This is a genomic window from Streptomyces sp. NRRL B-24484 (assembly GCF_000717715.1).
In the GTDB taxonomy this organism is placed as follows: Bacteria; Actinomycetota; Actinomycetes; order Streptomycetales; family Streptomycetaceae; genus Kitasatospora.
Window position 1 is genome coordinate 1 of record NZ_JOAI01000048.1, and the last position, 21,793, is coordinate 21,793.

General features: G+C 74.1%; 21 protein-coding genes. 6 read left to right on the forward strand and 15 right to left on the reverse strand.

Translation table 11 applies throughout. The features are described 5' to 3' along the window. Positions 1-92 precede the first annotated feature (92 nt). From IE98_RS0133260 to IE98_RS0133305, 10 genes are all read right to left on the reverse strand, one after another. Complete coding sequence (locus tag IE98_RS0133260; RefSeq protein ID WP_030275485.1) at positions 93-1,019, reverse strand: protocatechuate dioxygenase; 927 nt, start codon at positions 1,017-1,019, stop codon at positions 93-95. A gap of 79 nt (positions 1,020-1,098) precedes the next feature. Continuing rightward, positions 1,099-1,602: a YcxB family protein gene (locus IE98_RS0133265; RefSeq protein ID WP_030275487.1), complete on the reverse strand. Its 504-nt coding sequence runs from the start codon at positions 1,600-1,602 to the stop codon at positions 1,099-1,101. 62 nt (positions 1,603-1,664) lie between these two features. Continuing rightward, on the reverse strand, positions 1,665-2,612 hold the full coding sequence (locus tag IE98_RS0133270) for an endo alpha-1,4 polygalactosaminidase (protein ID WP_030275489.1): 948 nt from the start codon (positions 2,610-2,612) through the stop codon (positions 1,665-1,667). Beyond that, positions 2,609-3,322, reverse strand: a complete 714-nt coding sequence (locus IE98_RS0133275; protein WP_052391318.1) for a spherulation-specific family 4 protein — start codon at positions 3,320-3,322, stop codon at positions 2,609-2,611. Before IE98_RS0133275 ends, IE98_RS0133270 begins: the two co-directional genes overlap by 4 nt. Next, complete coding sequence (locus IE98_RS0133280) at positions 3,322-4,254, reverse strand: NAD-dependent epimerase/dehydratase family protein (RefSeq protein ID WP_030275492.1); 933 nt, start codon at positions 4,252-4,254, stop codon at positions 3,322-3,324. Before IE98_RS0133280 ends, IE98_RS0133275 begins: the two co-directional genes overlap by 1 nt. A 3-nt stretch (positions 4,255-4,257) precedes the next feature. Continuing rightward, positions 4,258-4,971: a sugar phosphate nucleotidyltransferase gene (locus IE98_RS0133285; protein ID WP_030275494.1), complete on the reverse strand. Its 714-nt coding sequence runs from the start codon at positions 4,969-4,971 to the stop codon at positions 4,258-4,260. 41 nt (positions 4,972-5,012) lie between these two features. Continuing rightward, positions 5,013-6,020 (reverse strand): SDR family NAD(P)-dependent oxidoreductase, encoded by a 1,008-nt coding sequence (locus IE98_RS0133290; protein ID WP_030275495.1) that lies wholly within the window; start codon positions 6,018-6,020, stop codon positions 5,013-5,015. Positions 6,021-6,160: 140 nt separating this feature from the next. Beyond that, positions 6,161-7,735: a hypothetical protein gene (locus IE98_RS0133295; protein WP_052391319.1), complete on the reverse strand. Its 1,575-nt coding sequence runs from the start codon at positions 7,733-7,735 to the stop codon at positions 6,161-6,163. After that, entirely contained in the window at positions 7,732-9,231 is a 1,500-nt protein-coding gene (gene pelF / locus IE98_RS0133300; RefSeq protein ID WP_052391335.1) for a GT4 family glycosyltransferase PelF, read from the reverse strand. The genes IE98_RS0133295 and pelF overlap by 4 nt, the downstream gene beginning before the upstream one ends. 238 nt (positions 9,232-9,469) lie before the next feature. Continuing rightward, positions 9,470-11,680: a hypothetical protein gene (locus IE98_RS0133305; protein WP_106976785.1), complete on the reverse strand. Its 2,211-nt coding sequence runs from the start codon at positions 11,678-11,680 to the stop codon at positions 9,470-9,472. 598 nt (positions 11,681-12,278) lie between these two features. Here IE98_RS0133305 and IE98_RS49660 point away from each other — a divergent pair. The 4 genes from IE98_RS49660 (at position 12,279) to IE98_RS0133325 (ending at position 14,985) form a co-directional block, all read left to right on the forward strand. Further along, the gene (locus tag IE98_RS49660) at positions 12,279-12,452 is read left to right on the forward strand and encodes a hypothetical protein (RefSeq protein WP_159401155.1); all 174 of its coding nucleotides are present in this window, start codon (positions 12,279-12,281) and stop codon (positions 12,450-12,452) included. 132 nt (positions 12,453-12,584) lie between these two features. Continuing rightward, positions 12,585-12,989 carry a YciI family protein gene (locus tag IE98_RS0133315; protein ID WP_030275501.1) on the forward strand — a complete coding sequence of 135 codons (405 nt, stop codon included), beginning with the start codon at positions 12,585-12,587 and terminating at the stop codon, positions 12,987-12,989. A 1-nt stretch (position 12,990) separates the two neighbouring features. Next, positions 12,991-14,241 carry an RNA polymerase sigma factor gene (locus IE98_RS0133320; protein WP_030275502.1) on the forward strand — a complete coding sequence of 417 codons (1,251 nt, stop codon included), beginning with the start codon at positions 12,991-12,993 and terminating at the stop codon, positions 14,239-14,241. A gap of 84 nt (positions 14,242-14,325) precedes the next feature. Continuing rightward, a complete protein-coding gene (locus IE98_RS0133325) occupies positions 14,326-14,985 on the forward strand; it encodes a class I SAM-dependent DNA methyltransferase (RefSeq protein WP_030275503.1) in 660 nt (219 codons plus the stop codon). Between the two features lie 7 nt (positions 14,986-14,992). Here the strand turns inward: IE98_RS0133325 and IE98_RS0133330 are convergent, their stop codons facing one another. Together IE98_RS0133330 and IE98_RS45325 are read right to left on the reverse strand one after the other, a co-directional pair. Further along, the gene (locus tag IE98_RS0133330) at positions 14,993-16,141 is read right to left on the reverse strand and encodes an aminoglycoside phosphotransferase family protein (protein WP_063749054.1); all 1,149 of its coding nucleotides are present in this window, start codon (positions 16,139-16,141) and stop codon (positions 14,993-14,995) included. Between the two features lie 173 nt (positions 16,142-16,314). Continuing rightward, positions 16,315-16,812, reverse strand: coding sequence for a hypothetical protein (locus IE98_RS45325; RefSeq protein WP_052391321.1), 498 nt, complete (start codon positions 16,810-16,812; stop codon positions 16,315-16,317). A 257-nt stretch (positions 16,813-17,069) separates the two neighbouring features. On the opposite strand from IE98_RS45325, the gene IE98_RS0133340 reads away from it, so the two are divergent. Then, positions 17,070-18,467 carry an FAD-dependent oxidoreductase gene (locus tag IE98_RS0133340; protein WP_043175758.1) on the forward strand — a complete coding sequence of 466 codons (1,398 nt, stop codon included), beginning with the start codon at positions 17,070-17,072 and terminating at the stop codon, positions 18,465-18,467. Between the two features lie 111 nt (positions 18,468-18,578). Here the strand turns inward: IE98_RS0133340 and IE98_RS0133345 are convergent, their stop codons facing one another. The 3 genes from IE98_RS0133345 to IE98_RS0133355 form a co-directional block, all read right to left on the reverse strand. Beyond that, positions 18,579-19,355, reverse strand: coding sequence for an MBL fold metallo-hydrolase (locus tag IE98_RS0133345; protein ID WP_030275513.1), 777 nt, complete (start codon positions 19,353-19,355; stop codon positions 18,579-18,581). Between the two features lie 216 nt (positions 19,356-19,571). Continuing rightward, positions 19,572-20,072 carry an RICIN domain-containing protein gene (locus IE98_RS0133350; RefSeq protein WP_030275515.1) on the reverse strand — a complete coding sequence of 167 codons (501 nt, stop codon included), beginning with the start codon at positions 20,070-20,072 and terminating at the stop codon, positions 19,572-19,574. A 187-nt stretch (positions 20,073-20,259) separates the two neighbouring features. Continuing rightward, positions 20,260-20,934 carry a hypothetical protein gene (locus IE98_RS0133355; protein ID WP_052391322.1) on the reverse strand — a complete coding sequence of 225 codons (675 nt, stop codon included), beginning with the start codon at positions 20,932-20,934 and terminating at the stop codon, positions 20,260-20,262. A 164-nt stretch (positions 20,935-21,098) separates the two neighbouring features. On the opposite strand from IE98_RS0133355, the gene IE98_RS0133360 reads away from it, so the two are divergent. After that, positions 21,099-21,776: a hypothetical protein gene (locus IE98_RS0133360; protein ID WP_030275518.1), complete on the forward strand. Its 678-nt coding sequence runs from the start codon at positions 21,099-21,101 to the stop codon at positions 21,774-21,776. Positions 21,777-21,793: the final 17 nt, after the last annotated feature.

Consider the following 21,793-nt stretch of genomic DNA (forward strand, 5'->3'; position numbering starts at 1 on the left):
ACCGACCCGAAGCCCTATGTGTGGACCAAGACCGCCGACGACATCCTCGAACGCCTCGCCGGATATCTGAAGCGAATTCCAGACTCAGGACACTAGCGGCCGTTCTTGTCCGGGTCGACGGCGAGGGTGATGACGCCGAGGTGGCCGTCGCCGTCCTCGGTGATCTTCAGCAGCATGTCCGCGCGGTAGATGCTGTCGCCGTCGTTGAAGGTGTCGCGGCCCGTGTGCGCGGCGTAGGGCTGCTTCGCCAGGACGGCCGAGTTGAGCTTCTCGTCCATCATCAGCTGGGTGGTGAGGGTGCGTTCGTCGTTCACGTGGACCATGGCGTGGACGTGCACGGTGCGGCCGGAGTACCAGCCGGGCCAGATGGTGGTGAAGGAGACGATGCCGTTCCTGCCCGTCACCTGGGCACCGCGCAGGTAGCGCTCGTCGTCCTGCGGTACGAGGTCGGCCTGGCTGCCCCCGCCTCCCTGAGCACCGCCTCCACCACCGGCACCACCGGCACCGCCCGGGGCTCCCGACGGCGGTGGCCCGGACGGCGGCGTGCCGCCCGGTGCCCCGCCGGGCGCACCGCCGGGGGCACCGCCGCCGCCGGCGGAGAGCGCCTCGGCACCGGAGTAGTGGCCGGCCGCGTCGCAGTGCCAGATCTCCACCACCGCGTCGGGCAGGGCCTTGCAGCTCTCACTGTCCTGGACGCGGATCGCCAGCCGGAGCCGGGAGCCCTCGCGGTCCTCGCGGATGTCGGAGCGCACCTTGTCGGCGTCGAAGTAGTACGGGCCCTGGGTCGTCGAGGGCGAGAGGGTGCAGGTGTTGGCGCCGGCGAACAGGCCGGCCAGGTCGGCCGTGCCGGTGGCCTGCGGCGAGACGGTGACGCTCGCGCCGTCGGTGGCGGTGGCCGTGGTGGTGCTGCCGCCGCCCCGGCCGCAGGCGGCGAGCAGTGCACCGAGGCCGATGCTGCCGAGCCCGGCGAGCGCGGTCCGCCGGCTGACCCGCCGGCCCTCGTCGTGGTCGATGTCCATGCCACGATGCTGGGCCGCGCGGATGAGACCCGGCTGTGGACACGCTCGACCGGCGATGAGAAGGCGGTCCGCGGCGCGGCTAGCCCACGGCGGTCGCGCGGGAGGGTCCCGCGGGCTGCGCCGGCCGGCCCGCCGCGGCGAGGGCGCGCACCTCCGTCTGCTGTTCGGGGGTGAAGCCGCGCTTGAGGACCGGGGTGAACAGCCTCGGTGCGTGGTACAGCAGGAAGAAGTCGGCGGTCTCCACGAACCGGACGGCCCACCAGGCCGTCTCCGTCGTGTGGCCGGGCCGCCGGAGGGTCACCCCGGTGTCCGTGACGGTGACCTCGACCGGCTCGGACGAGGGCGGTGTCTGGTCCCGGACGGCCGTCCTGGTACCGACGGTGAGCATGCCCAGCGCGACCAGGCCCACGGCGAGGGACATGCCGCCGTAGACGGGCTGACGCAAGAACCGGACCTCGACGACGCCGAGCGCCGACATGAGGGCGCACAGGGCCCAGGCCTTCCGCCGCTGCTTCGCGGTGCCCTGTCGGAAGGCTCGCGCGCGTTCCTGCGGCGTGATCTCGTACTCGGCCGTGATGTGCATGGTGCTCCGTTCGCGTGGGACGGATCATCATGGCGCAGGCCGCCGACCGGGCGGAAGGGTGATCAGCAGGGCTGCCGCCAGGCGTCGAGCTCCAGGTGCTTGGTCATGGAACTGAGGCCGATCTCGCGGCTCTTGGCGCAGTACTGCGCGTTGGGCGTCTTGTACTCCACGTGGAAGACGGCCTTGCCGGCCGCGATGAAGGGCTTGAGGGCGTCGCACTCGTCGAACTCGGCGCACTGCTCGTTGACGGCGAAGTCGAAGTCGCCGACCAGGGCCGGGATCTGGTCGAGGTCGTTCTTGAGGCCGACGGCGAGGCCGCGGTCGTGGGCGAGCTTGGCGATGGCCTTGTTGTAGGCGAGCTGGTCGTTGGCGCTGATCTGGAATCCGGTGTCGGCGCGGTAGTTCTCGACCAGGTCCGGTTCGACGCCGTCGAAGCCCTTCTCGCGGCACATGTCGAAGCGCTTGGCCATCAGCGGCAGCAGCACGTCCGTGCGCCGGATGTCCAGCGAGGACTCGCCCTTCCAGCCGTTGGCCCCGCCGAGGACGGTCTTGGGGAAGGCCTTGGCGTCGGACCGGTAGTCCTCGTAGGCGCCGACGTTGACGTAGCAGATGACCTTGCGGCCCTTGGCGTGCAGCGCGGCGACCGTGGCGGCGTCGTTCTCGAAGCCGTCGATGTCGTAGACCGGCACGTCGACGCCGGTGTCGACGCGGCCGTCGAGCTGCCACTGCCAGGCGGTGCGCGGGGCGGGCTGCCACCGGCCGGCCGTGGTCGGCCGGCCGCCGGTCGGGCTGCCGGAGGGGGCGGTGTCGTTGCCCGGGGTCGGCGAGGTGCTCGCCGAGGGGCCGCCGCTCGCACCGGTGGACCCGGACGGCGCGGGGTTCGCCGTGCCGGACGGCGCCGCGGTGGGCTCGTCCTGGTCGGGGCCGTCGTCGTCGCCCCCGCCGGAGCACCCGGCGAGGGCGAGCAGCAGGGCGGCCGCGGCGAGGGCGGCGGGGTGGCGGCGGGTCATGGGTCGGTCTCCGTCCGGGTGGGCGTGAGGGCGGCGGGCCCCGCGAGGGCCGGTGTCAGGGCCGGCGACAGCGTCCGCCAGGGGTTGTCGCCGTCGCCCGGTGTCGCGTAGTGGACGGCGGCGCCGCGCAGCCTGGCCTCGCGCGGGACGGCGCGCAGCCGGCCGGACGGCACGCCGTGCACGAGGTGGCAGAAGAGCTCCGGCGGGTGGTCGGCCGTCCACCGCGGTACGGGTGCCGCCTCGTACGCCTGCCAGTCTCCCTCGAAGGTGACCAGCAGGTCGGCGACCCCGCCGTCGGCGTAGGCCGGGTCGGGGTGGGTGCCGTGGCCGAGGACGACGCTCGCGCAGCCCAGGGCGCGGGCGGCGACGGTGAGCCGCCGCTGGTAGGGCAGGAACGCCGGGTGGGTGCACGCCTGGTCGAAGTAGACGCCGTCGGTGCCGTACCAGGCGCGGTGGCGCTGGAGGTCCTCGACGACGGCGGCGTGCGGGCGGCGGCCGTAGTCGGTGTCGACGTAGCCGAGGATGCGGACCCCGGCCTCGCGGAGTTCGGCGACGGGTTCGGCGAGCACCGGGTCGGGCGCCTCCCCGGGGCCGTCGGCGGCGTTGACGACGACGCCGTACAGGCGCGGTGCGGCCCGGACGAGGGCCCGCCAGGCGGACGGGTCCTCGGCCGGGTGCACGTAGAGCGGTACGAGCAGGCGCTCCTCCATCAGGCGGCGCGCCCCTGGGTGTCGTTCGGGCCGGCCGCCGCGGCGGCCGTGAGGCCGTGCCAGAGGTCGGCCAGCGACTCGGCGAGCGTGATCCGCGGCTCCCAGCCCAGGGCGCGGGCGGTGGAGATGTCGGCCTGCTGCCAGGAGACGGCGGCGGAGCGCTCGGAGCCCGCGCCGTGCTCCTCGATCCGGCCGCCGAACCGTGCGGCGGCGACCAGGGCGTCGGCGACGGCGCGGACGGGGCGGGCCTCGCCGCCGGCGACGTTGACCACCGGGGGCAGCGGGTGGGCGGCGGTGAGGGCGGCGCCCACCGCGCGGGCGACGTCGCGGGCGTCCACGAAGTCGCGGTGCGCGGAGAGGTCGCCGACGGTGACGGTGCCGTCCGGCCCGGCCCGGTGGAGTTCGGCGGCGAGCCGGCCGGCCAGCGAGGTGCCGGGCGCGCCGGGGCCGATCGGGTTGAACACCCGCAGCACGACGGCGTCCTGGCCCTTGGCGGCGGCCTCGGTGACGGCCAGGGTGCCGGCGAGCTTGGTGGCGCCGTACAGGCCGCCGGGCCGGGCGGCGGCGGTCTCGGCGAGCGAGGTGCCGTGTTCGCAGGCGCCGTACTCGGCGGCGGAGCCGAGGTGGACGAGCCGGGTGCCGGGCAGCACCGCGCGCAGGGCGGCGGCGAGCACGGCGGGGCCGCGGGCGTTGAGGCCGGTCTGCAGCAGGGCGTCGCCGGTGACGGCGCCGGCGCAGTTCACCACCGCGGCGGGGCGGAGGTCGGCGAGCAGCGCGGCGAGGCCCTCGACGGTCTCGTTGGCGAGGTCGATCCGCAGGTCGGCGGAGGAGGAGTGGCCGGCGCGGAGCACCCGCGCACCGGGGAAGGTGCGCAGGTGCTCGGCGATGTGGCCGCCCAGGAAGCCGGTGGCTCCGAGGACGAGGACGTCCATGGGTCAGGCACCCCGCAGCAGCAGGTCGCGGTTCTCGCGGAAGTCGGCATTGGCCCGGTCGTAGTCGTCGGGGCGGCCGATGTCCAGCCAGTAGCCGTTGAACTCGTAGGCCTGGGGCGGGGTTCCGGCGTCCAGCAGGTCGAGGACGAGGTCGTCGAAGCCGAGCGGCTTGCCGGGGGTGTAGCGGGTGAGGGTGGTCTTGGAGAGGCCGTAGACGCCCATCGAGACGTGGTAGTCCATGCTGGGCTTCTCGCGGAACTCGGTGACCCGGCCCTGCTCGGTGGTGAGGACGCCGAAGTCGATGTTGACCTTGCGGGCGTAGGTGGCGATGGTGAGCGGTGCCTCGGCGTCGATGTGCTGCTTGAGGACGTCGCCGTAGGCGAGGTCGGTGAGGACGTCGCCGTTCATGACGAGGAAGTGCTCGGGCAGGGTGTCGAGCATGGTGAGCAGCGGGCCCATGGTGCCGAGCGGGGTCTCCTCGGTGGTGTAGGAGACGTCCATGCCCCACTGCGACCCGTCGCCGACGTAGGCGCGGATGATGTGGCCGAGGTGGCCGATGGCGAGGGTGCAGCTCTCGAATCCGGCCGCGACGAGCTGGCGCATGACGATCTCGAGGATGGCGTGCTGGTCGCCGATGGGCACGAGCGGCTTGGGCAGCGCGGTGGTGTACGGGCGCAGGCGGACGCCCTTGCCGCCGGCCAGGATGACAGCGTGCATGCTGGTGCTCCTTGTCTGTGTGCGGTGGTGGCGGGCGCGGATCAGACGTTGTACAGGTCGGTCTTGTAGCGGGCCAGGTTGGCCGGGTCGCGGAAGAACTCGATGGTGTGCAGCAGGCCCTCCTCCAGGGAGTGGGCGGGGGCCCAGCCGGTGGCCTCGCGCAGCCGGGTGGCGTCGGCGACCAGGCGCATGACCTCGGAGGCGGCGGGACGGATGCGGTCGGTGTCCTCACGGACCGTCAGGTCGGCGTCCATCAGCTTGCCGACCAGGGTGACCAGGTCGCCGACGGAGATCTCGCCGCCGGTGCCGGCGTTGAAGGTGCGGCCGACGACCTGCTCGGCGGGGGCGGTGCCGACGGTCGCGAACGCGGCGGCGGTGTCCTTGACGTAGAGGAAGTCGCGGGTGGGGCGGAGGTCGCCGAGGGTGATGGTGCGCTCCCCCGCCGCGACCTGGCCGATGACGGTCGGGATGACGGCGCGCATGGACTGGCGCGGGCCGAAGGTGTTGAACGGACGGAGCGTCACCACGGGGGTCTCGAAGCTGGCGTGGTAGCTGTCCGCGAGCCGGTCGCCGCCGGCCTTGGAGGCCGCGTACGGGGACTGGGTGTTGATCGGGTGGTCCTCGGTGATCGGCACGGTCTGCGCGGTGCCGTAGGTCTCGCTGGTGGAGGTGTGCACCAGGCGCGGGATCTCCAGGTGGCGGACGGCCTCCAGCACGTTGAGGGTGCCGGTGACGTTGGTCTCCACGTAGGAGTGCGGGGCCTGGTACGAGTACGGGATCGCGATGAGCGCGGCCAGGTGGTACACCGCGTCGGTGCCCTTGACCAGGCCGGTGACCGAGCCCGGGTCGCGGACGTCGCCGAGCACGATCTCCACGTTGTCCAGGACGTCCCGGTCCAGGGTCTCCAGCCAGCCGAACGAGGAGAAGGAGTTGTACTGGACCATGGCGCGGACCCGGTGGCCGTCGGTGACGAGCTTCTCGACCAGGTGGGAGCCGATGAAGCCCTCGGCTCCGGTGACGGCGGCGGTGGTGGCGGTGGTGCTGCTCATGGGCGAGCCTCCGGTGGTGTGGACGTGTGGGTGTGGCCGGCGGGCCCTCGGACGGGGCGCGCGGTGGGGGGTACGTGGGTGCCGTCGGTGCGGCACGGGCCCGCCGGGGCGGGCTGCGCGTCAGCGGGGCGCGGTGCGCCTCATCTGTGCGCGGTGATGCGGCCGGTTCTGGCGCGGGCGACGAGCACCATCGCGCCCACGGCGAGGCCGGTGACGGCGAGTCGGGCCGGGGTGGCCCAGGCCGGCTGCAGCGCGCCGGCCGTGCTCTCCGCGGCGGCGGCCGCGGTGCATATCAGTGCGGGCGGCCAGACGGCGCCGAAGACCTGGAGCAGCAGGGCCGTCCAGAGCAGGGCGCCGAGCAGCAGCAGTCCGCCGAGCTGGACGGGGCCGGGGAGGGCCCGGGTCCAGAGCAGGGCGGCGCCGGTGCCGAGGGTGGCCAGAACGGTGAGGTAGCCCGCGATGAGCCTGACGAGCGTGCGGTCGGTGCGGTTGCGGAACTGGTCCGCGGTGGTGCTGGTGTGCAGCGCCGTCACCGACCGGCTGCGGAACCGGAAGAGCAGCCATTCGGCGAGGCCCATGCTGAGGGTCAGCGCGACGGCGGCGGAGGCGCCGCCGGGCACGGCGGGCCGCCAGGGGTCGCCGAACGAGGCGGTGATCACCAGCGCGCCGACCGCGAGGCCGAACAGCCCGTGCGGCAGGCTGTCGGCGAGCGGCACGCCCGCCTCCGGCGTCTTGTCGCCGGCCCTCAGCCGCTGCCCGATCTCGATGCCGGCGAAGACGGCGGCGAGGGCGAGCGACAGGGCGGGGCCGGCGATCCGCAGCCAGTTCGGCAGGTCCACCACGAGGGTGGCGGCCGCGCCGGCCGTGGTGGGCGCGAGCGCGCCCATCAGCCGCTTGGCCCGGCGGGTGACCAGCAGCACGGTGGCCGAGGCCAGGTAGAGCGACTGCCCCGCGGCGAACAGCAGGACGGCGGTGTCCGCCCCCGCGAGGGCGGCCGCGCCGGTGCCGAGCGCGGTGGCGGTGAGACCGCCGCGCAGCAGGCTCCGGCCGACCGCGGCCCGGGCTCCGAGCGAGCGCCAGGCGTAAGCCCGGTGGGCGAGCGCCTGGTTGAGGCCCCAGCCGACCAGGGCGGTCAGGGCGAGGGCGCTGCCGGCGCCGCCGGACTGCAGGAAGCGTGCGGTCGGCAGGTAGGCGAGGCCGGGCAGGGCGAACAGCAGGCCCCGCAGCACGGTGCGCAGCGGGTCGGCCTGCCAGGGGTCGTGCGGCTCCGGCGGCGCGGGGTGGCGCCGCTCGGTGCGGGCGAAGAGCTCCTCGGCGATGGAGAAGGAGTCGGTGCGGCCGTAGCGGACGGCGGCCTGTTCGTCCGTCAGTCCGTCGGACTCGAGGACGGCGGCGATCTCGAAGGGGTGGACGGCGCGCGCGCAGACGTCGGCGAGCCGTTCGGCGAGTTCGTCGAGCGGGTCCTCGGGCAGCGGGACGGGCTCGGCGGAGCCGCGTCCGGCCGCACCGGGCTCGACGATCCGCAGGGCGAGCGTCTCGTCGGGGTTGTGCCGGGTGCCGGCGGCCTTGCCGGTGAGCTCCTCGGGCGGCGGGACGCGCAGGGCGAGCGTCTCGTCCGGCTTCGCGGCCTTCTTGCGGCGGGCCGGCGGCAGTTGCAGGACGACGGTGTCCTCGGGGCGCGGCCCGTCCTCGGAGAGGTTCAGCAGGGTGCTCATCCGGCGGCTCCGACGGCGGAGCGGGCGGCGCCGGCCTCGGCGGTCTCCGGCTGGGAGGGCGACCACCAGTCGAACGGGCCGTCGTCGCGGGCGGTGCGGAAGCGGTCGCGGCGGTCGAGCTCGCTGTAGATGTCGCGGAAGGAGTCGATGGTCTGGCGCAGGGTGAACTGCTCGATGACGCGCATCCGGGCGCCGCGGCCCATCTCGGCGCGGCGGTCGGAGTCGCGGAGCAGTTCGAGCGCGGCCTTGGCCATCGCCGCGGGCTCGCGCGGCGGGACGACCAGGCCGGTGTCGCCGACGGCCTCGCGGACGCCGCCGACATCGGTGGAGACGGTGGCCCGGCCGCAGGACATCGCCTCGATGAGGGTGAAGGGGAAGCCCTCGCTGATGCTGGACAGCATGACGACGTTGCCCGCCGCGTAGGCGTCGCGGATGTCGTCGACCCGGCCCTCGAAGACCACGGCGTCGCCGATGCCGAGGTCGGCGGCGAGGGCCTCGCAGCGCTCCCGGTAGGCGGCGCCGCCGGCGGGGGTGCCGCCGAAGAGCCGCAGCCGGGCACCGGGTATCTCGGCGCGGACGATGCCGAAGGCCCGGATCAGCGTCTCCAGGTCCTTGATCGGGTCGACCCGGCCGGCCCAGCTGAGGGTCGGCACCTCGGGCTCGGGTCCGGCGGGCGGGAAGGCCTCGGGGTCGACGCCGTTGTACACGGTGCGGATGCGCTCGGCGGGGGTGCCGGCGCGCTCCTCCCAGCGGCGGTTGTAGCGGTTGCCGGGGGTGACGAGGGCGGCGCGGGCGTAGCTCTCGACGGCGAGCATCCGGTAGAAGCCCAGGACGAGCGCCTTGACCGGCCAGGCGTAGCCGGTGCCGTAGCCGAGGTAGCGCTCGCGCAGGTAGATGCCGTGCTCGGTGAGCAGGAACGGGGTGCCGTGCAGGTGGTTGCCGACCAGGCCGGGCAGTGCGGCGAGGCCGCCGCTGACGGCGTGCAGGACGCCGCCGGGCTTGGGGTGCGCGGCGAGGGGGCGCAGCGCGTGCTCCAGGAGCTCGGTGGCGGTCAGCGCGTCGTGCAGGCTGGGTCTTGCGGCGGCGGTGGCGAGGTGGGGGCGGTTCCAGACGTCGGCGAGGACGCGCAGGGCGGCCTCGGAGCGCAGCGCGGGGCTGAGCCGGCCGGCCCGGGCGTGGTCGGCGAGGACGTACAGCTCAGGCCCGAAGGCGTCCTCCTCGGTGGGGTCGAGGAGGGAGAGCAGGAAGCGCTCGTAGCCGGTGAGGAAGGCGCGCATGGCGGCGCCCCTGGGTGCCTGGCCGGGTGGGGCGGGGCCCCAGAGCGGGACGGCGCGGACGTCGGTCACGTGGCCGGGGAGGTCCCAGGAGAGGGGCTGCCCGGCGGTGCCGGTGATGGCGATGACCCGGAACTCGATCTCCGGCATGCCGGTGACGAGCTGGTCGCACCAGACGCTGACGCCGCCGTGGCTGTGCGGGTAGGTGCCCTCGGTGAGCATGGTCACGCGGGTGCCGACCAGGTGCGCGAGGTCGGCCGGGCGTGTCGCGCCCGGCGCGTCGGGCTCGGTCCCGGCCGCGGGCACGGCGTGCAGACGTGTGTTCATGGATTCCCCCCCAGGAAATCCCGCCCCCGGGCAGGCGGGCGGTGGTGGTGCGCGTGGTGCTGGCCGGTGCCCCGGGCCGGGGAGGGTCGCTCCCCGGCCCGGGGCGTCCGACGGCGGTCGCCGTCCGGTCGGATCAGCGGGTGCTGCGGGTGCTGCGGGTTCCGCCCTTCGTCGCGGTCGACGTGGAGGCGGTGCTCTTGGAGGTGAGCTTGTTGAGCGTGGTGCCGCTCGCGGTCGGCCCGGCCGGGACGGGCGACTTGACGCCCTTCGGCACCGGGAGGCTCGCGACGGTCTTGGCGATGGCGGTGCGCACGGCCTTGAGGGCCGTCTGCGCGGGCACCTCGCCGGCCGGCAGCTTCAGCGTGACGTTGACCTGGGTGAGGCCGGGGCCGACCCAGCCGGACAGCTGCCCGGCGTACGCGGAGCCGAAGGCGGTGGAGCCGATCAGCTGCTTCTGGACGGTGCCGGTCGGCATGGTGGCCTCGGCGAGGACGCCCGAGGGCGCGCTGACGGTGACGGTGTCGCCGATCCGGTAGGCGGTGACCTGGCCGGAGTTGACGGCGTTCTTCCACGCGGCGCGGCGCTGCAGCTCGACGCCGATGTCCTTCTGGCGGAGGTTCACCAGCGGGGTGTTGGAGGCGTACAGCCCGTCGTACTCGGCGAGGATGTGCTCCATCACCGGGTAGGCGATGCGGTCCTCGGCGTAGTTCGACTGGTGCACGAAGTGCGGCCGCGGGTCGTTGTTGATCGCCCGGTTGACGGCCAGTCGGGACTCCAGCGGGACGATGTAGTCGGCGTAGCCGGTGTTCACGTCCAGCGGGGTCGGCAGGCAGGTGCTGGTGGCGGGGTTGTCCTCGCAGATGCCGCTGCCGCCCTGCGCGCGGGAGGTGTAGATCCAGTTGTACTCGTCCACCTCCTCGACCGTCTTCGCCGCGTTGTAGAAGACGTTGAGCGGGTAGCGCGGGACGGTGAGGGCGTTGCCGACGGCGCGCTGGTCGTGCTCGCGGGAGGAGTCGCTGGCGAGCCAGCGGGTGCCCGTGCTGTTCACCGACGGCGCCAGGTACGGGTTGTCGGTGGGCTGCTGCGGGTTGGTGACCAGGCCGGAGTGCTCGCCGGTGACCAGCTCGGTCTGGTCGGGCGCGGTCAGGCCGTTGTTCGCCGCCCAGGTGCGGTTGTTGGTGATCTGGGAGGTGATGTCGGCCTGGCTGGTCCACACCGTCTGCCCGCTGGCGTTGGTGGTGCAGCGCCACGGCACCACGGTGGTGTCCTGCACGCAGCCGAGGAACTGGTGCTGGTAGGTGTGGTTGATCCAGCGGTAGGCGGACTGGTCGGCGATCATCTGGACGGCCAGCGGGTCGGTGCCGTCGCCGTCGGCCTTGAAGTCCTCCGAGCCGCCGCCGTTGTACGCCAGGTCGACCTTGAAGTTGTGGTCCTGCTGCCACTGCTTCAGGTACTGGGCGTCCGCGACCGTCATCCGGCTGGGGTGCTCCTCCGGGTTGCTGCCGGGCGGGCAGGTCACGTCACCGGGGGTGCACTTGAGGACGGTGTCCCAGCGGTCGTCCGACATGAAGACGTCGTCGACGTGCAGGGCGAAGTAGTTGCGGTCGTAGCCGAGGTGGATGCCCTCGGTGGCCCACTCGACGATGCCGCGGGCGAGCTGCCGGTACTGCCTCTGGTAGGCGTTGTAGACGAAGGTGACGACCAGTTCGCGGCGGCCGTCGTGGGCGTACTCGCCGACCAGCGAGCCCCGGGTGTCGGTGCCGGGGATCGGCGCGTCGACGTACGGGGTGAAGGTGGCGCCGGCCGCCTGCTGGGCGAGCGGGGTCGCGATGTATCCGTAGCTCTCGGAAACGGAGGGCGAGTTGTCCTCGAAGGTGACGCCGCCCTCGAGGTAGCCGAACGGCCCGGACTTGCCGGCGGCGGTCACCTGCGCCTGGACGCCGTCCAGGGTGCCGGCGTAGGCGCCCGGCAGGGTGCCCCAGTTGAGGCCGACGCTCGCGCCGGCGTAGGTGTAGGCGTCGACCTGGCGGATGCCGAACTGCGCCTCGTAGGAGGCGAGCGCGGTGAGCTCGTCGCTGCTGAGGCCGGCCGGGCTCTCGCTCGGCATCACCACGGCCTGGAACTTGGCCCGCGGAGCGCCGTTCAGGGTGTCGCTGAGGAAGCCGGCGGCGATGGTCGGACGGCCCGACGCGGCGAGGTCGATCCGGGTGTACGGCACGCCGGTGCTGTCGAGTTCGGCCACGATCGCGCCGACGGCCGGTCCGCCGTCGTCGACGACCAGCAGCCGCAGGTCGATCCTGGGGGTCGTGGCCGCGTACGCGCCGGGCATCGGCGCGAGCGTCATGACCAGGCCCGCCACCGTGCAGGCAGCGGCAATTCGGGCTCTACGCCCCATGAGGTGTCCCTCCCCCTCGGACGGCGCGCGGGTCGCGCGGAGAGTCGCCGTCCGGATTGTGCGATGTGCGAGTGCGCGCATTGCGGTGTACGTGTGGTCACCAAAAACGCGGCGCCCAGGGCGCCGCGCAACGTCATCCCCCGCCGCACATCGTATGACCATCGGCCCCGGCCGCATCCACCGAATCACCCAGGAGAGTGCAAAGTTGTCGAATAATCAGCACATAGGTCATTTGCCATTTCACACGTACCCACCCCGTGCGCCCCACGTGCTCCTCACTCAGCGAACTCCCAGGTGACCGAGGGGTAGCCTGCGTCCCCGACCGCCCCCGCGACCTGGGAACCGTACCGCGGCGGAGCCGTCCGTGCACCGGATCGACTCCCAGCAAGGACTCAGGAAGCACCGGGGAGCCGCCCCGGCCGCCCCTCGGGCACCACAAGGGGAGCGTGACGTTCCGCTATCGACGGCGCGTCAGAACCGCACCGCGGTTGCGCCGCCGGTACGGTTCTGTGACGAGACCGCGACACTGCAGGGGAAGGCCACGTCCATGACACCGTGCTCCCCCTCCGCCGGGTGCTCCTGCTCCCCCCGGGACCTCGCCGAGCAGGCCCGCGCCTGGTCGGTGCCCCGGCACCGGCGGCCCACCCCGGCCGGCACGGGCCAGGTGATCGACAGCTTCCTGTCCTGGTGGGGCCGCGCCCGCCGCGCCGACCTCCGGTAGGACCGTGCGGCCGGACGGCCCGGCAAGAATCCTCGGAGGATCCCGGCCGGGCCTGTCGAAATCCCGCCGCCGGCTTCTACCCACCTGTGACGGCGCCCCGCCCGGGGCCGCCCGTACGGCGAGGAGAGAACGATGAAGTACATGCTGCTGATGCAGTTCAGCGCGGAGGGCACCGAATTCCCGGCGATCACCGAGTGGGCCGAGCAGGACGTCAAGGCGCACATCGCCTTCATGGGCGCCGCCAACGAGAAGCTGATCGCCGACGGCGAGTTCGTCGACGCCCAGGGCCTGGCCTTCCCGGACAGCGCCAAGATCGTCCGGGCCTCGGGCACCGGCGGCGGCCCGCTCGTCACCGAGGGGCCCTTCCCGGAGACCAAGGAGTTCCTGGCCGGCTACTGGATCGTCGACTGCGAGAGCGAGCAGCGGGCGATCGAGATCGCCGGACACGTCTCCGGCGCCCCCGGCCCCGGCGGCGAGCCGCTGAACATGGCCATCCAGGTGCGCCAGGTGATGGCCGCGCCGCCCGTGGAGCTCTGAGCTGACCGGCACCGGCCCCACCGTCGACGACCTGCTGCGCGAACTCGCGCCGCGGGTCGTCGGCGTGCTCACCCGGCAGTACGGGGACTTCTACGCGGCCGAGGACGCCGTCCAGGAGGCCCTGCTCGCCGCCGCCGTCCAGTGGCCCGAGCAGGGCCTGCCGCACCACCCGCAGGCCTGGCTCGTCCAGGTCGCCGCCCGCCGGATGACCGAACAGGTCCGCAGCGAGACCGCCCGCCGCCGGCGCGAGGAGACGGTGGCCGCCCGCGAGCCGGACGACCGCCGCACCGCCCCGGCCGCCGACGAGGACGGCGCCGCCGACCGCGACGACTCGCTGACCGTGCTCTTCCTCTGCTGCCACCCGGTGCTGACGCCGGCCGCCGCCGTCGCCCTCACCCTGCGGTCCGTGGGCGGGCTGACCACCGCCGAGATCGCCAGCGCCTTCATGGTGCCGGAGGCCACGATGGGCCAGCGGATCAGCCGCGCCAAGCAGCGGATCAGGACCTCCGGCGTACCGTTCTCGATGCCCGCCCCCGAGGAACTGCCGCACCGCCTCGACCTGGTCCTGCACGTCCTCTACCTGGTGTTCAACGAGGGCTACGCCGTCAGCAGCGGAGCCGGCCTGCAGCGCACCGACCTCTCCCGCGAGGCGGTCCGGCTCGCCCGGTCCCTGCACCGGGCCGTCCCCGACAGCAGCGAGGCGGCCGGCCTGCTCGCCCTGATGCTGCTCACCCACGCCCGCAGCACCGCCCGCACGGGGCCGGACGGCGAACTCGTCCCGCTCGCCGAGCAGGACCGCGGCCGCTGGGACGCCGCGGCCGTCGCCGAGGGCACCGCCCTGATCACCGCCACCCTGCCGCGCGGACCGGTCGGCCCGTACCAACTGCAGGCCGCGATCGCCGCCGTGCACGACGAGGCCGCCACCGCCGAGGAGACCGACTGGCCGCAGATCCTCGCCCTGTACGGCGTGCTGGAGCGGATCGCCGACAGCCCGGTCGTCCGGCTCAACCGGGCGGTGGCCGCCGCGATGGTGCACGGCCCGCGGGCGGGGCTCGACCTGCTCGCCCGGCTCGACACCCCCGCGGCGCTGGCCGGGCACCAGCGGCTGTACGCGGCGCGCGCCCACCTGGAGGAGATGGCCGGCGACCGGCGGGCCGCCCTCGCCGACTACCACGCCGCCGCGGAACGCGCCACCAACCTCCCCGAACGCCACTACCTCACCCTCCGCGCCGCCCGCCTCGCCCCGGACTGAGCCCGGCCGCGGACCGGGCCGAACCCGGGACGGTCTCAGCCCGGCGAGGGCCCGCGGCCCGGGCCGGCCGCTAGCCTGGGCCGCATGACGGAGAGCACCGGCACGGGCCACCTCGACACCACCAGGGCCGCCTACGACGCGGTGGCCGTCCAGTACACCGAGCTGTTCGCCGACGGGTTCGGCGCGCGGCCGCTGGACCGGGCGATGGTCGAGGCCCTCGCCGGGCTGGTGCTGCAGGAGGGCGGCGGCCCGGTGGCCGACCTCGGCTGCGGGCCCGGCCATGTGACGGCGTACCTGCACGGACTCGGCGTGGACGCCTTCGGGATCGACGTCTCGCCCGCCATGGTGGCGATCGCCCGGTCGCGGCACCCGCAGCTGCGTTTCGAGGAGGGGCCGATGCTCGGCCCCGGGCTCGCTGCGGGCTCGCTCGGGGGCATCCTCGCCCACTACTCGCTGATCCACACCCCGCCGGAGGAACTCCCCGGGGTGCTCGCCGAGTTCCACCGCCTGCTGGCGCCGGGCGGGCACGTCCTGATCGCCGTCCAGTCCACCGACGGCCCCGTCCCGCCGGTCACGCCCTACGACCACAAGGTCGCACCCGCCTACCGCTGGTGGCCGGACGCCCTCGCCGCGCTCCTTCGTGAGGCCGGCCTCACGGAGGTCGCCCGGCTGGTCCGCCGGCCGTACGAGGACGAGCGGACCCCGCACGCGCAACTGCTCGCCCAGCGCCCGGCCGCCTGCTGACACCCGGTCACCCTCCCGCAGCCGCAGCACCCGGTCGGGTTTCGCCAGGCCCGTTTCCACCTGGCTCGCTCACGCCCGCCTCCGCTCCGCCCGCCTCCGTTCCGCCCGCTGCCAGCCCGTCCAGGACGGCCAGCTGTTCCGTGATCCGGTCGGCGGACCAGGAGAGCAGCCAGGCGGTGTGCTCGGGCGCATAGCCCCGGGGTGCGCTCTCGACCCGCATGACCAGGGCGAGGTGGATCCGGTAGAGCGCCAGCCGTGCGCGGGCACCCGCGGTGTCGGTGCGCAGGCCGGGGGCGACGCTCCGGTAGCCGGCCATCAGGCCGGGATCGTCCTCGGGGCTGCCGAGCGGGTCGAGGCCGACGAGTTCCGCCAGCGGGTCGCCGAAGAAGGCGCGTTCGCCGTCGATCAGGCCGCCGAGGCGCAGACCGCCGTGCACCGGGTCGGGGGTGAGGACGAGGTTGCCCTCCCAGGCGTCGAAGTGGACGAGCGCGGGTCGGCGCACCTCGGCCAGCGCACCGCCGAACCGCACCGGCAGTGCGGCCAGGACGGCGGAGGGGACGGGCAGGGTGACGCCGAAGCGTTCGGCGTCGGCGAGCACCGCGGCCAGCATCCCGGCGAAGGCCGTCGGCCAGTCGGCGCCCTGCAGGCCGGGGACGGGCCCCGGGTAGCCGAAGCGCGGTCCGGTGGCACCGGCGATCCGGGCGACGGCAGCGCCCAACTGGCCGCGCAGCAACATTCGCTGATCCTCTGTCAGGCTGTCACGCAGTTCGTCCCAGGTGCGGCCGTCGAGGTGTTCGAGCAGCAGCCACTCGCCGGCACCGCCCGGGCCGGCCGGTTCGTGGTGCAGGACGGCGGGGACGGGGGCGCCCGTGGCGGCGGCCAGGCGGTGGAAGAGCCGCTCGGTGTCGAGCAGGCCCTGTTCGTGGGTGAGTGCCGGCGCGTCGGCGGGCGGCGCGGCCTTGAGCACCAGCCGCCGGCCGTCGGCGAGTTCGACCAGCCGTACCGAGTTGTAGAGCCCGCCGCGCAGGGCCCGCCCGCCGACCACCTCCACCGCCCCGAGCGCCTGCCGGACGCGCCGCTCGGCCAGCTCCCGCGCGGCCCGGTCCCCCTCCGGGCGGCCGGCCCCGGCCTGCCCCTCGGTCAGTGCGGTGGTCATGGCGCTCCTCTGCGGACACGAAAGGGTCGTCGGTCGGCGCGACCACGCGGCCGGGGGCACCCGCGAGGAGTGCGCCCGCTCCGCATCCAACAACGCCCGCCCCGCTTTTGTCGAGCCTTGAATTAAGCGCGGAGCGGCGGCCGCAGACGTTCCGCCACACTGTGCGGACCCGGTCAGTCCGGGGACCCCGCCGGAAGACTGCCCTCGACGGTCACGCCGTACTGCGGCTCCCCGGCGGAAGAGGACCACGAGACCGTCAGCCGGATCCGCGTCCCCCGGTACCCCTTGGTGAAGGCCAGGCGCCGGCTGTCCGTCAGCTGCGCCTCGGGCGTCCAGCCGTCCTGCACCGCCAGGTCGCGGTAGAAGGCGAACACCTCGGCAGGGGCGCCCGCGAAGGCGTAGCTCCGACTCGCCGTGGCCGTCCGGTCGTCGGGCTCGCACCCGGTGGACCCGCCGAACGCTCGCGCGCCCGCGGGCTGCCGGTCGAAGACCGGGAGCGCGCGCAGCTCGTCCCGCAGCTCGTAGTCGACCTTCCCGCAGCCCGTCGCGTACGCGCTCCGCGGCGGGCGGACGTCGAGCAGCAGTCCCACCCCCCACGCCACCGCCACGCACACCGCGGCCGCCCCGAGGGCCGCGGCCACCCACCGAATGATCTTCCCCCTGAGACCCATGCGGGCGATCGTAGGCCCTGGGCCCCAGGCCCTCGACCCGACCCGCCCGACGGATCATGATGTGGTGTCCCATGGCACCGGACGACTTCGGCGCGCGAGGCGGTCCAGCATCCGGACTCCCATAAGTCAAACCTATGGGTACATAAAGCAGAGGTATGTACCGCCGGAGGCCCGCGGCGGCGATGGTGGCATTCGGAAACCTCTCCGCCGTCCGTTCCCGGGCCGCCCGCGGCCCGCCCCTGCCGAAGGATGCCGCCATGTCCCGCCCTGTCCGGGTCGCGATCGTCGGAGCCGGCCCCGCCGGTGTCTACGCGGCCGACGCCCTGCTCAAGTCCGGGATCGCCACCGACCCGGGTGTCTCGATCGACATCCTGGAGCGGCTGCCCGCCCCGTTCGGCCTGATCCGCTACGGCGTGGCACCCGACCACCCGCGGATCAAGGGCATCGTGACCGCCCTGCACCAGGTGCTCGACAAGCCGCAGGTCCGCTTCTTCGGCAACGTCGACTACCCGGGCGACCTCGCCCTGGAGGACCTGCACCGCTTCTACGACGCCGTGGTCTTCGCCACCGGCGCGGTGGCCGACCGCGACCTCGGGATACCGGGGATCGACCTCGACGGCTCCTACGGCGCCGCCGACTTCGTCTCCTGGTTCGACGGCCACCCGGACGTGCCCCGCACCTGGCCGCTGGAGGCCGAGAAGGTCGCCGTGCTCGGCGTCGGCAACGTCGCCCTCGACGTGGCCCGCATCCTGGCCAAGACCGCCGACGAGCTGCTGCCCACCGAGATCCCCGGCAACGTGTACGACGGGCTGGCCGCCAACCGGGCGGTGGAGATCCACGTCTTCGGGCGCCGCGGCCCGGCGCAGGCGAAGTTCAGCCCGATGGAACTGCGCGAGCTCGACCACTCCCCCACCATCGAGGTGGTCGTCGACCCCGAGGACATCGACTACGACGACGGCTCGATCGCCACGCGGCGCGGCAACAAGCAGGCCGACATGGTGGCGTCCACCCTGGAGAACTGGGCGATCCGCGACATCGGCGACCGCCCGCACCGCATCCACCTGCACTTCTTCGAGTCACCCGTGGAGGTCCTCGGCGAGGACGGCCGGGTGGTGGGCCTGCGCACCGAGCGCACCGCCCTCGACGGCAACGGTGACACCGAGGGCACCGGCATCTTCCGCGACTGGGACGTCCAGGCGGTGTACCGCGCCGTCGGCTACCGCTCGGACGAGCTGCCCAAGCTGCCCTTCGACGCGATGACGGCGACCGTCCCGCACGAGGCCGGCCGGGTGCTGGAGGCCGGGGTGCACCTGCCCTCGACCTACGTCACCGGCTGGGTCAAGCGCGGCCCGGTCGGCCTGATCGGCCACACCAAGGGCGACGCCAACGAGACCGTCGCCTGCCTGGTCGAGGACCACCGGGCCGGCCTGCTGCGGATCGCCGAGTCGCCGGCCGAGGACGCGGTGGTGGCCTTCCTGGAGGAGCGCGGCGTCGACTACACCACCTGGGAGGGCTGGCAGCTGCTGGACGCCCACGAGCGGGCGCTCGGCGAGCGGGAGGGCCGCGAGCGGGTCAAGGTCGTCCCCCGGGACGAGATGCTGCGCGCCTCCGGCAGCTCCCTGACGGCCAGCCCCGAGGCCGACCCGGCACAGTGACCCGGGCAGTGACCCGGCGCAGTGACCCGAGGTTCCTGAACGGCCCGTGCGGCAGCGGCACCGACCGCCGCCGCACGGGCCGCCCGCCGTCCGGCCCCTTTCGGGCCGGGCTCAGAACCGGGCCAGGCCGCCGGGCGCGAGCCGGTGCAGGCGGTCGCCGAGACCCGCGGTGTCGAAGGCCTTGGTCAGCGAGTCGCCGTCCTCGGTGAAGTGCGCCCAGTGCTCGAAGTGCAGCGGGACGACGTGGCGGGCGTCGAGGATCGCGGCGGCCTCCGCGGCACCGGCACTGGTCAGGGTGAGCGGGGCGTCCGGGATCAGCGGCGTGCGGGCCGCACCGGCGAAGAGCAGCGCCACGTCGACCGGGCCGACCCGGTCGGCGACCTCGCGGACGACGTCCAGCGAGGCGTTGTCGCCGCTGACGTAGACGGTGGGCAGGCCGCCGCCGGACAGCACGAAGCCGGTGACCTCGCCGACCAGCGGTTCGCTGCCCTGCGGCCCGTGCAGGGCGGGCACGCCGGTGACCCGGAGCGACCCGCCGTCCGGCCGGGTCAGCACCGTGTGCTCCCAGTTCGGCAGCGCCCGGACGGCCCCGCCGAGCCGGTCGGCCGCGGATCCGGTGGAGAGCACCGTCGGCACCGCGCCGCCGGTGACCAGCTCGCGCCCGGAGGCGTCCAGGTTGTCCGGGTGGTGGTCGTGCGAGAGCAGTACCGCGTCCACCGGCCCGACCTCGGCGAGGGGCAGCCCCGGGCCGGCGGTCTTGGTGAGCGTCCGGGCGCCGACCGGGTGGGCGCCCGGGGCGTCGAAGGTCGGGTCGGTGAGCAGCCGCAGGCCCCCGAGCTCCAGGACGGCGGTCGGGCCGCCGATGTAACGGACGGTCAGCGTGGTCATGGTGGCTCCCCTTCAACCGGTGATCCCGTACACCGGGGACAAGCCCCGGGCGGTCACGGTTGTTCCCGGGTCGGCGCACGGCCCCCCGATCGGGTGACGCCGCCGGCCGCACCGCGACGCGCCCCGACACACCGGGCCGCATCCCGACGCATCCCGGGGCACCCCGGTGCCCGGGCCGCACGGCCGGTGCGGGCCGGGGCGCCGGCGGGAGGCGCGTCAGGAGTCCAGGGTGACGATCTGCCAGCGCTGGTTCGGGTTGGTCAGCTCGCCGCAGTCGTGGACGTAGACGTAGTCGCCGTCGGTGTCGAGGCACTGCAGGGTCTGCTGGTTCTGCAGGGTGATCACCGGGCCGGCCTTGTTCTTCTCCCACCAGTGCTGGTAGCCGCTGGTGTTGCAGTTGTGGGCGTAGGCAGCGGTGCCGTTGTTGTCCAGACACTGGCCGGAGGCGACGCCCTTGTAGACGACCGAGCCGTCGCCGAGCACCTCGCGGGCGAACTGCTGCCGCAGGTCGTCCCCGTGGCAGGTCTGGAGCCGGTAGTTGTCCCCGCCGCCGGGCGTGTCGTAGATGCACGTGCCGAACTTGGCGCTCTTGAACTGCACGACCGCTCCGAAGCCCGCCGGGGCGGCGGCCGCCGAGGGCACGGCGGTCAGCAGCGGCACGGCCAGGGCGGCACTCAGCGCCGGCAGGAGGAGTCTCGCGGGGGTGGGCACGCGCACGGCGGTGGGTCCTTTCGAGAGGGGTCCGCAGACCGGGGAAGCGGCAGCGGCGCGGACCGGAGCGGCCTGACGCCGCGCCAAGTCCGTTCTCGAACGATGCTAGATCGGCGCAAATCACCCCACCTGTGGAGCGGGTCCGCAGGGTGGCCCGCCGGGTCCGGCGGGCGCCGGGCACCCCCACGGACCGTCAGGACTCCTCCGTGTCGGCCTCCGGGGCGTACAGGTCCTGGATCTCCAGCCCCTCGGCGCCCAGCCGGGTCCGCTCGGCGTGCTCCCGCATCCGGGCGCCGTAGACCGGATGGTCCATCAGCCCGGTGTAGGTGCCGAAGTCCAGGTCGAGGAGGCCGGCCTCGTCGGCGAGGTACACGTCCAGCCCCGGGTACATCACCGCCACGTACGGAAGGTCGTCCATGTCGGTGACCAGGACGGGGTACTCCCCCGCCGAGTCCGGCTCGCCGAGGTACAGCAGCCGGCGCGAGTCGCAGCCGCCCACCAGCGGCAGGCAACGGCCCGGCAGCAGCGGCTCGAACTCGGCGAACATCTTCGACCACACCTCCTCGTTGCTGCCGAATCCGTACAGCTCGTCCACGGCCTCCGAGAGCGCGGCGCCCGCGAGGTCGGGCGCCGGGGCCTCCGGGTACCAGCCGAGCCCGACCGGCAACGAGGAGTCGAAGGCCAGCCAGCGCCGCAGGCTCGGCGGCAGCGGCCGCCCGTCCGGCAGTCGGAGGGCGGCGAGGGTCTCGGCGGGCAGCGGCACCGGCTCGTCGTCGAGGTCCGGCATGTCGGCCGTCTCCCAGCCGTCCGTGCTCACCTTGGCGATGACGAGCTCGATCAGGGCCTCGCCGTGCAGGTCGTTCTCCATGCGCGGCACTGTGCCACAGGCCGCTGACAGCCCCGGCCGATAACGATCCGGCGCGGAGATTTCCGGACGACCGCGGACGATCGGGGCAATCGATCTTGCCCTCGCACCCCGCTGCCTGGTGCGCTCGACGGCACCTGATGACCCGACCGACACCAGGAGGGACCGTGTCCGACACACCGCAGGACGAGCCGGACGGACAGGCCGGGCCCGGCGGACCGGCCGACCCACCGGACCGGCCCGGCCGTCGCCGCGGGCTGCGGCGGCCCGTCGCCGCCGCGGCGCTGACGGCCGTCCTGCTGGCCGCGGCCGGACTCGGCTGTGCGTACCGGGAGAACTTCGCCGCCCTGGGCGCCTACCGCTTCGTCGCCCCGCCGACGTTCCGCTCGCTGCCCACCCATCAGGACGGGCCGTTCACGGTCAAGGCGACGGCGGTCGTCGTGACCCGGTCGCCCGGTCCGCTCGGCGCCTACCACACCGGGGTCTCCCGCGGTCTCGGACCGATCGAGGCCCGGTACGGCGACGGCCTGACGGACCGGGTCTCCGCCTACGGCCGCCACCAGCACTTCTTCGACCCCGCGGACTCCCTGCACGAGCACCTCGACCGCCTCCGCCGGTCCGGCGTGCCCGTGGACGGCCTGCGCACCGTCGATCCCGGCCCGCGGGGCGGCGCGATGGCCTGCGGCATGCTGCCGGCGCAGCGCGGCAGCATCGGCGAGTGCATCTGGGCCGACGGCAGCATGCTCGTCACCTACGACGAGACGACGCCCGACGGCGCCCTGGGACCGGCCGAACTCGCGTCCCACGCACGCGACTTCCGCACCCTCGCCGAAGTCCCCGACTGAGCGCACCCGCCGGATGT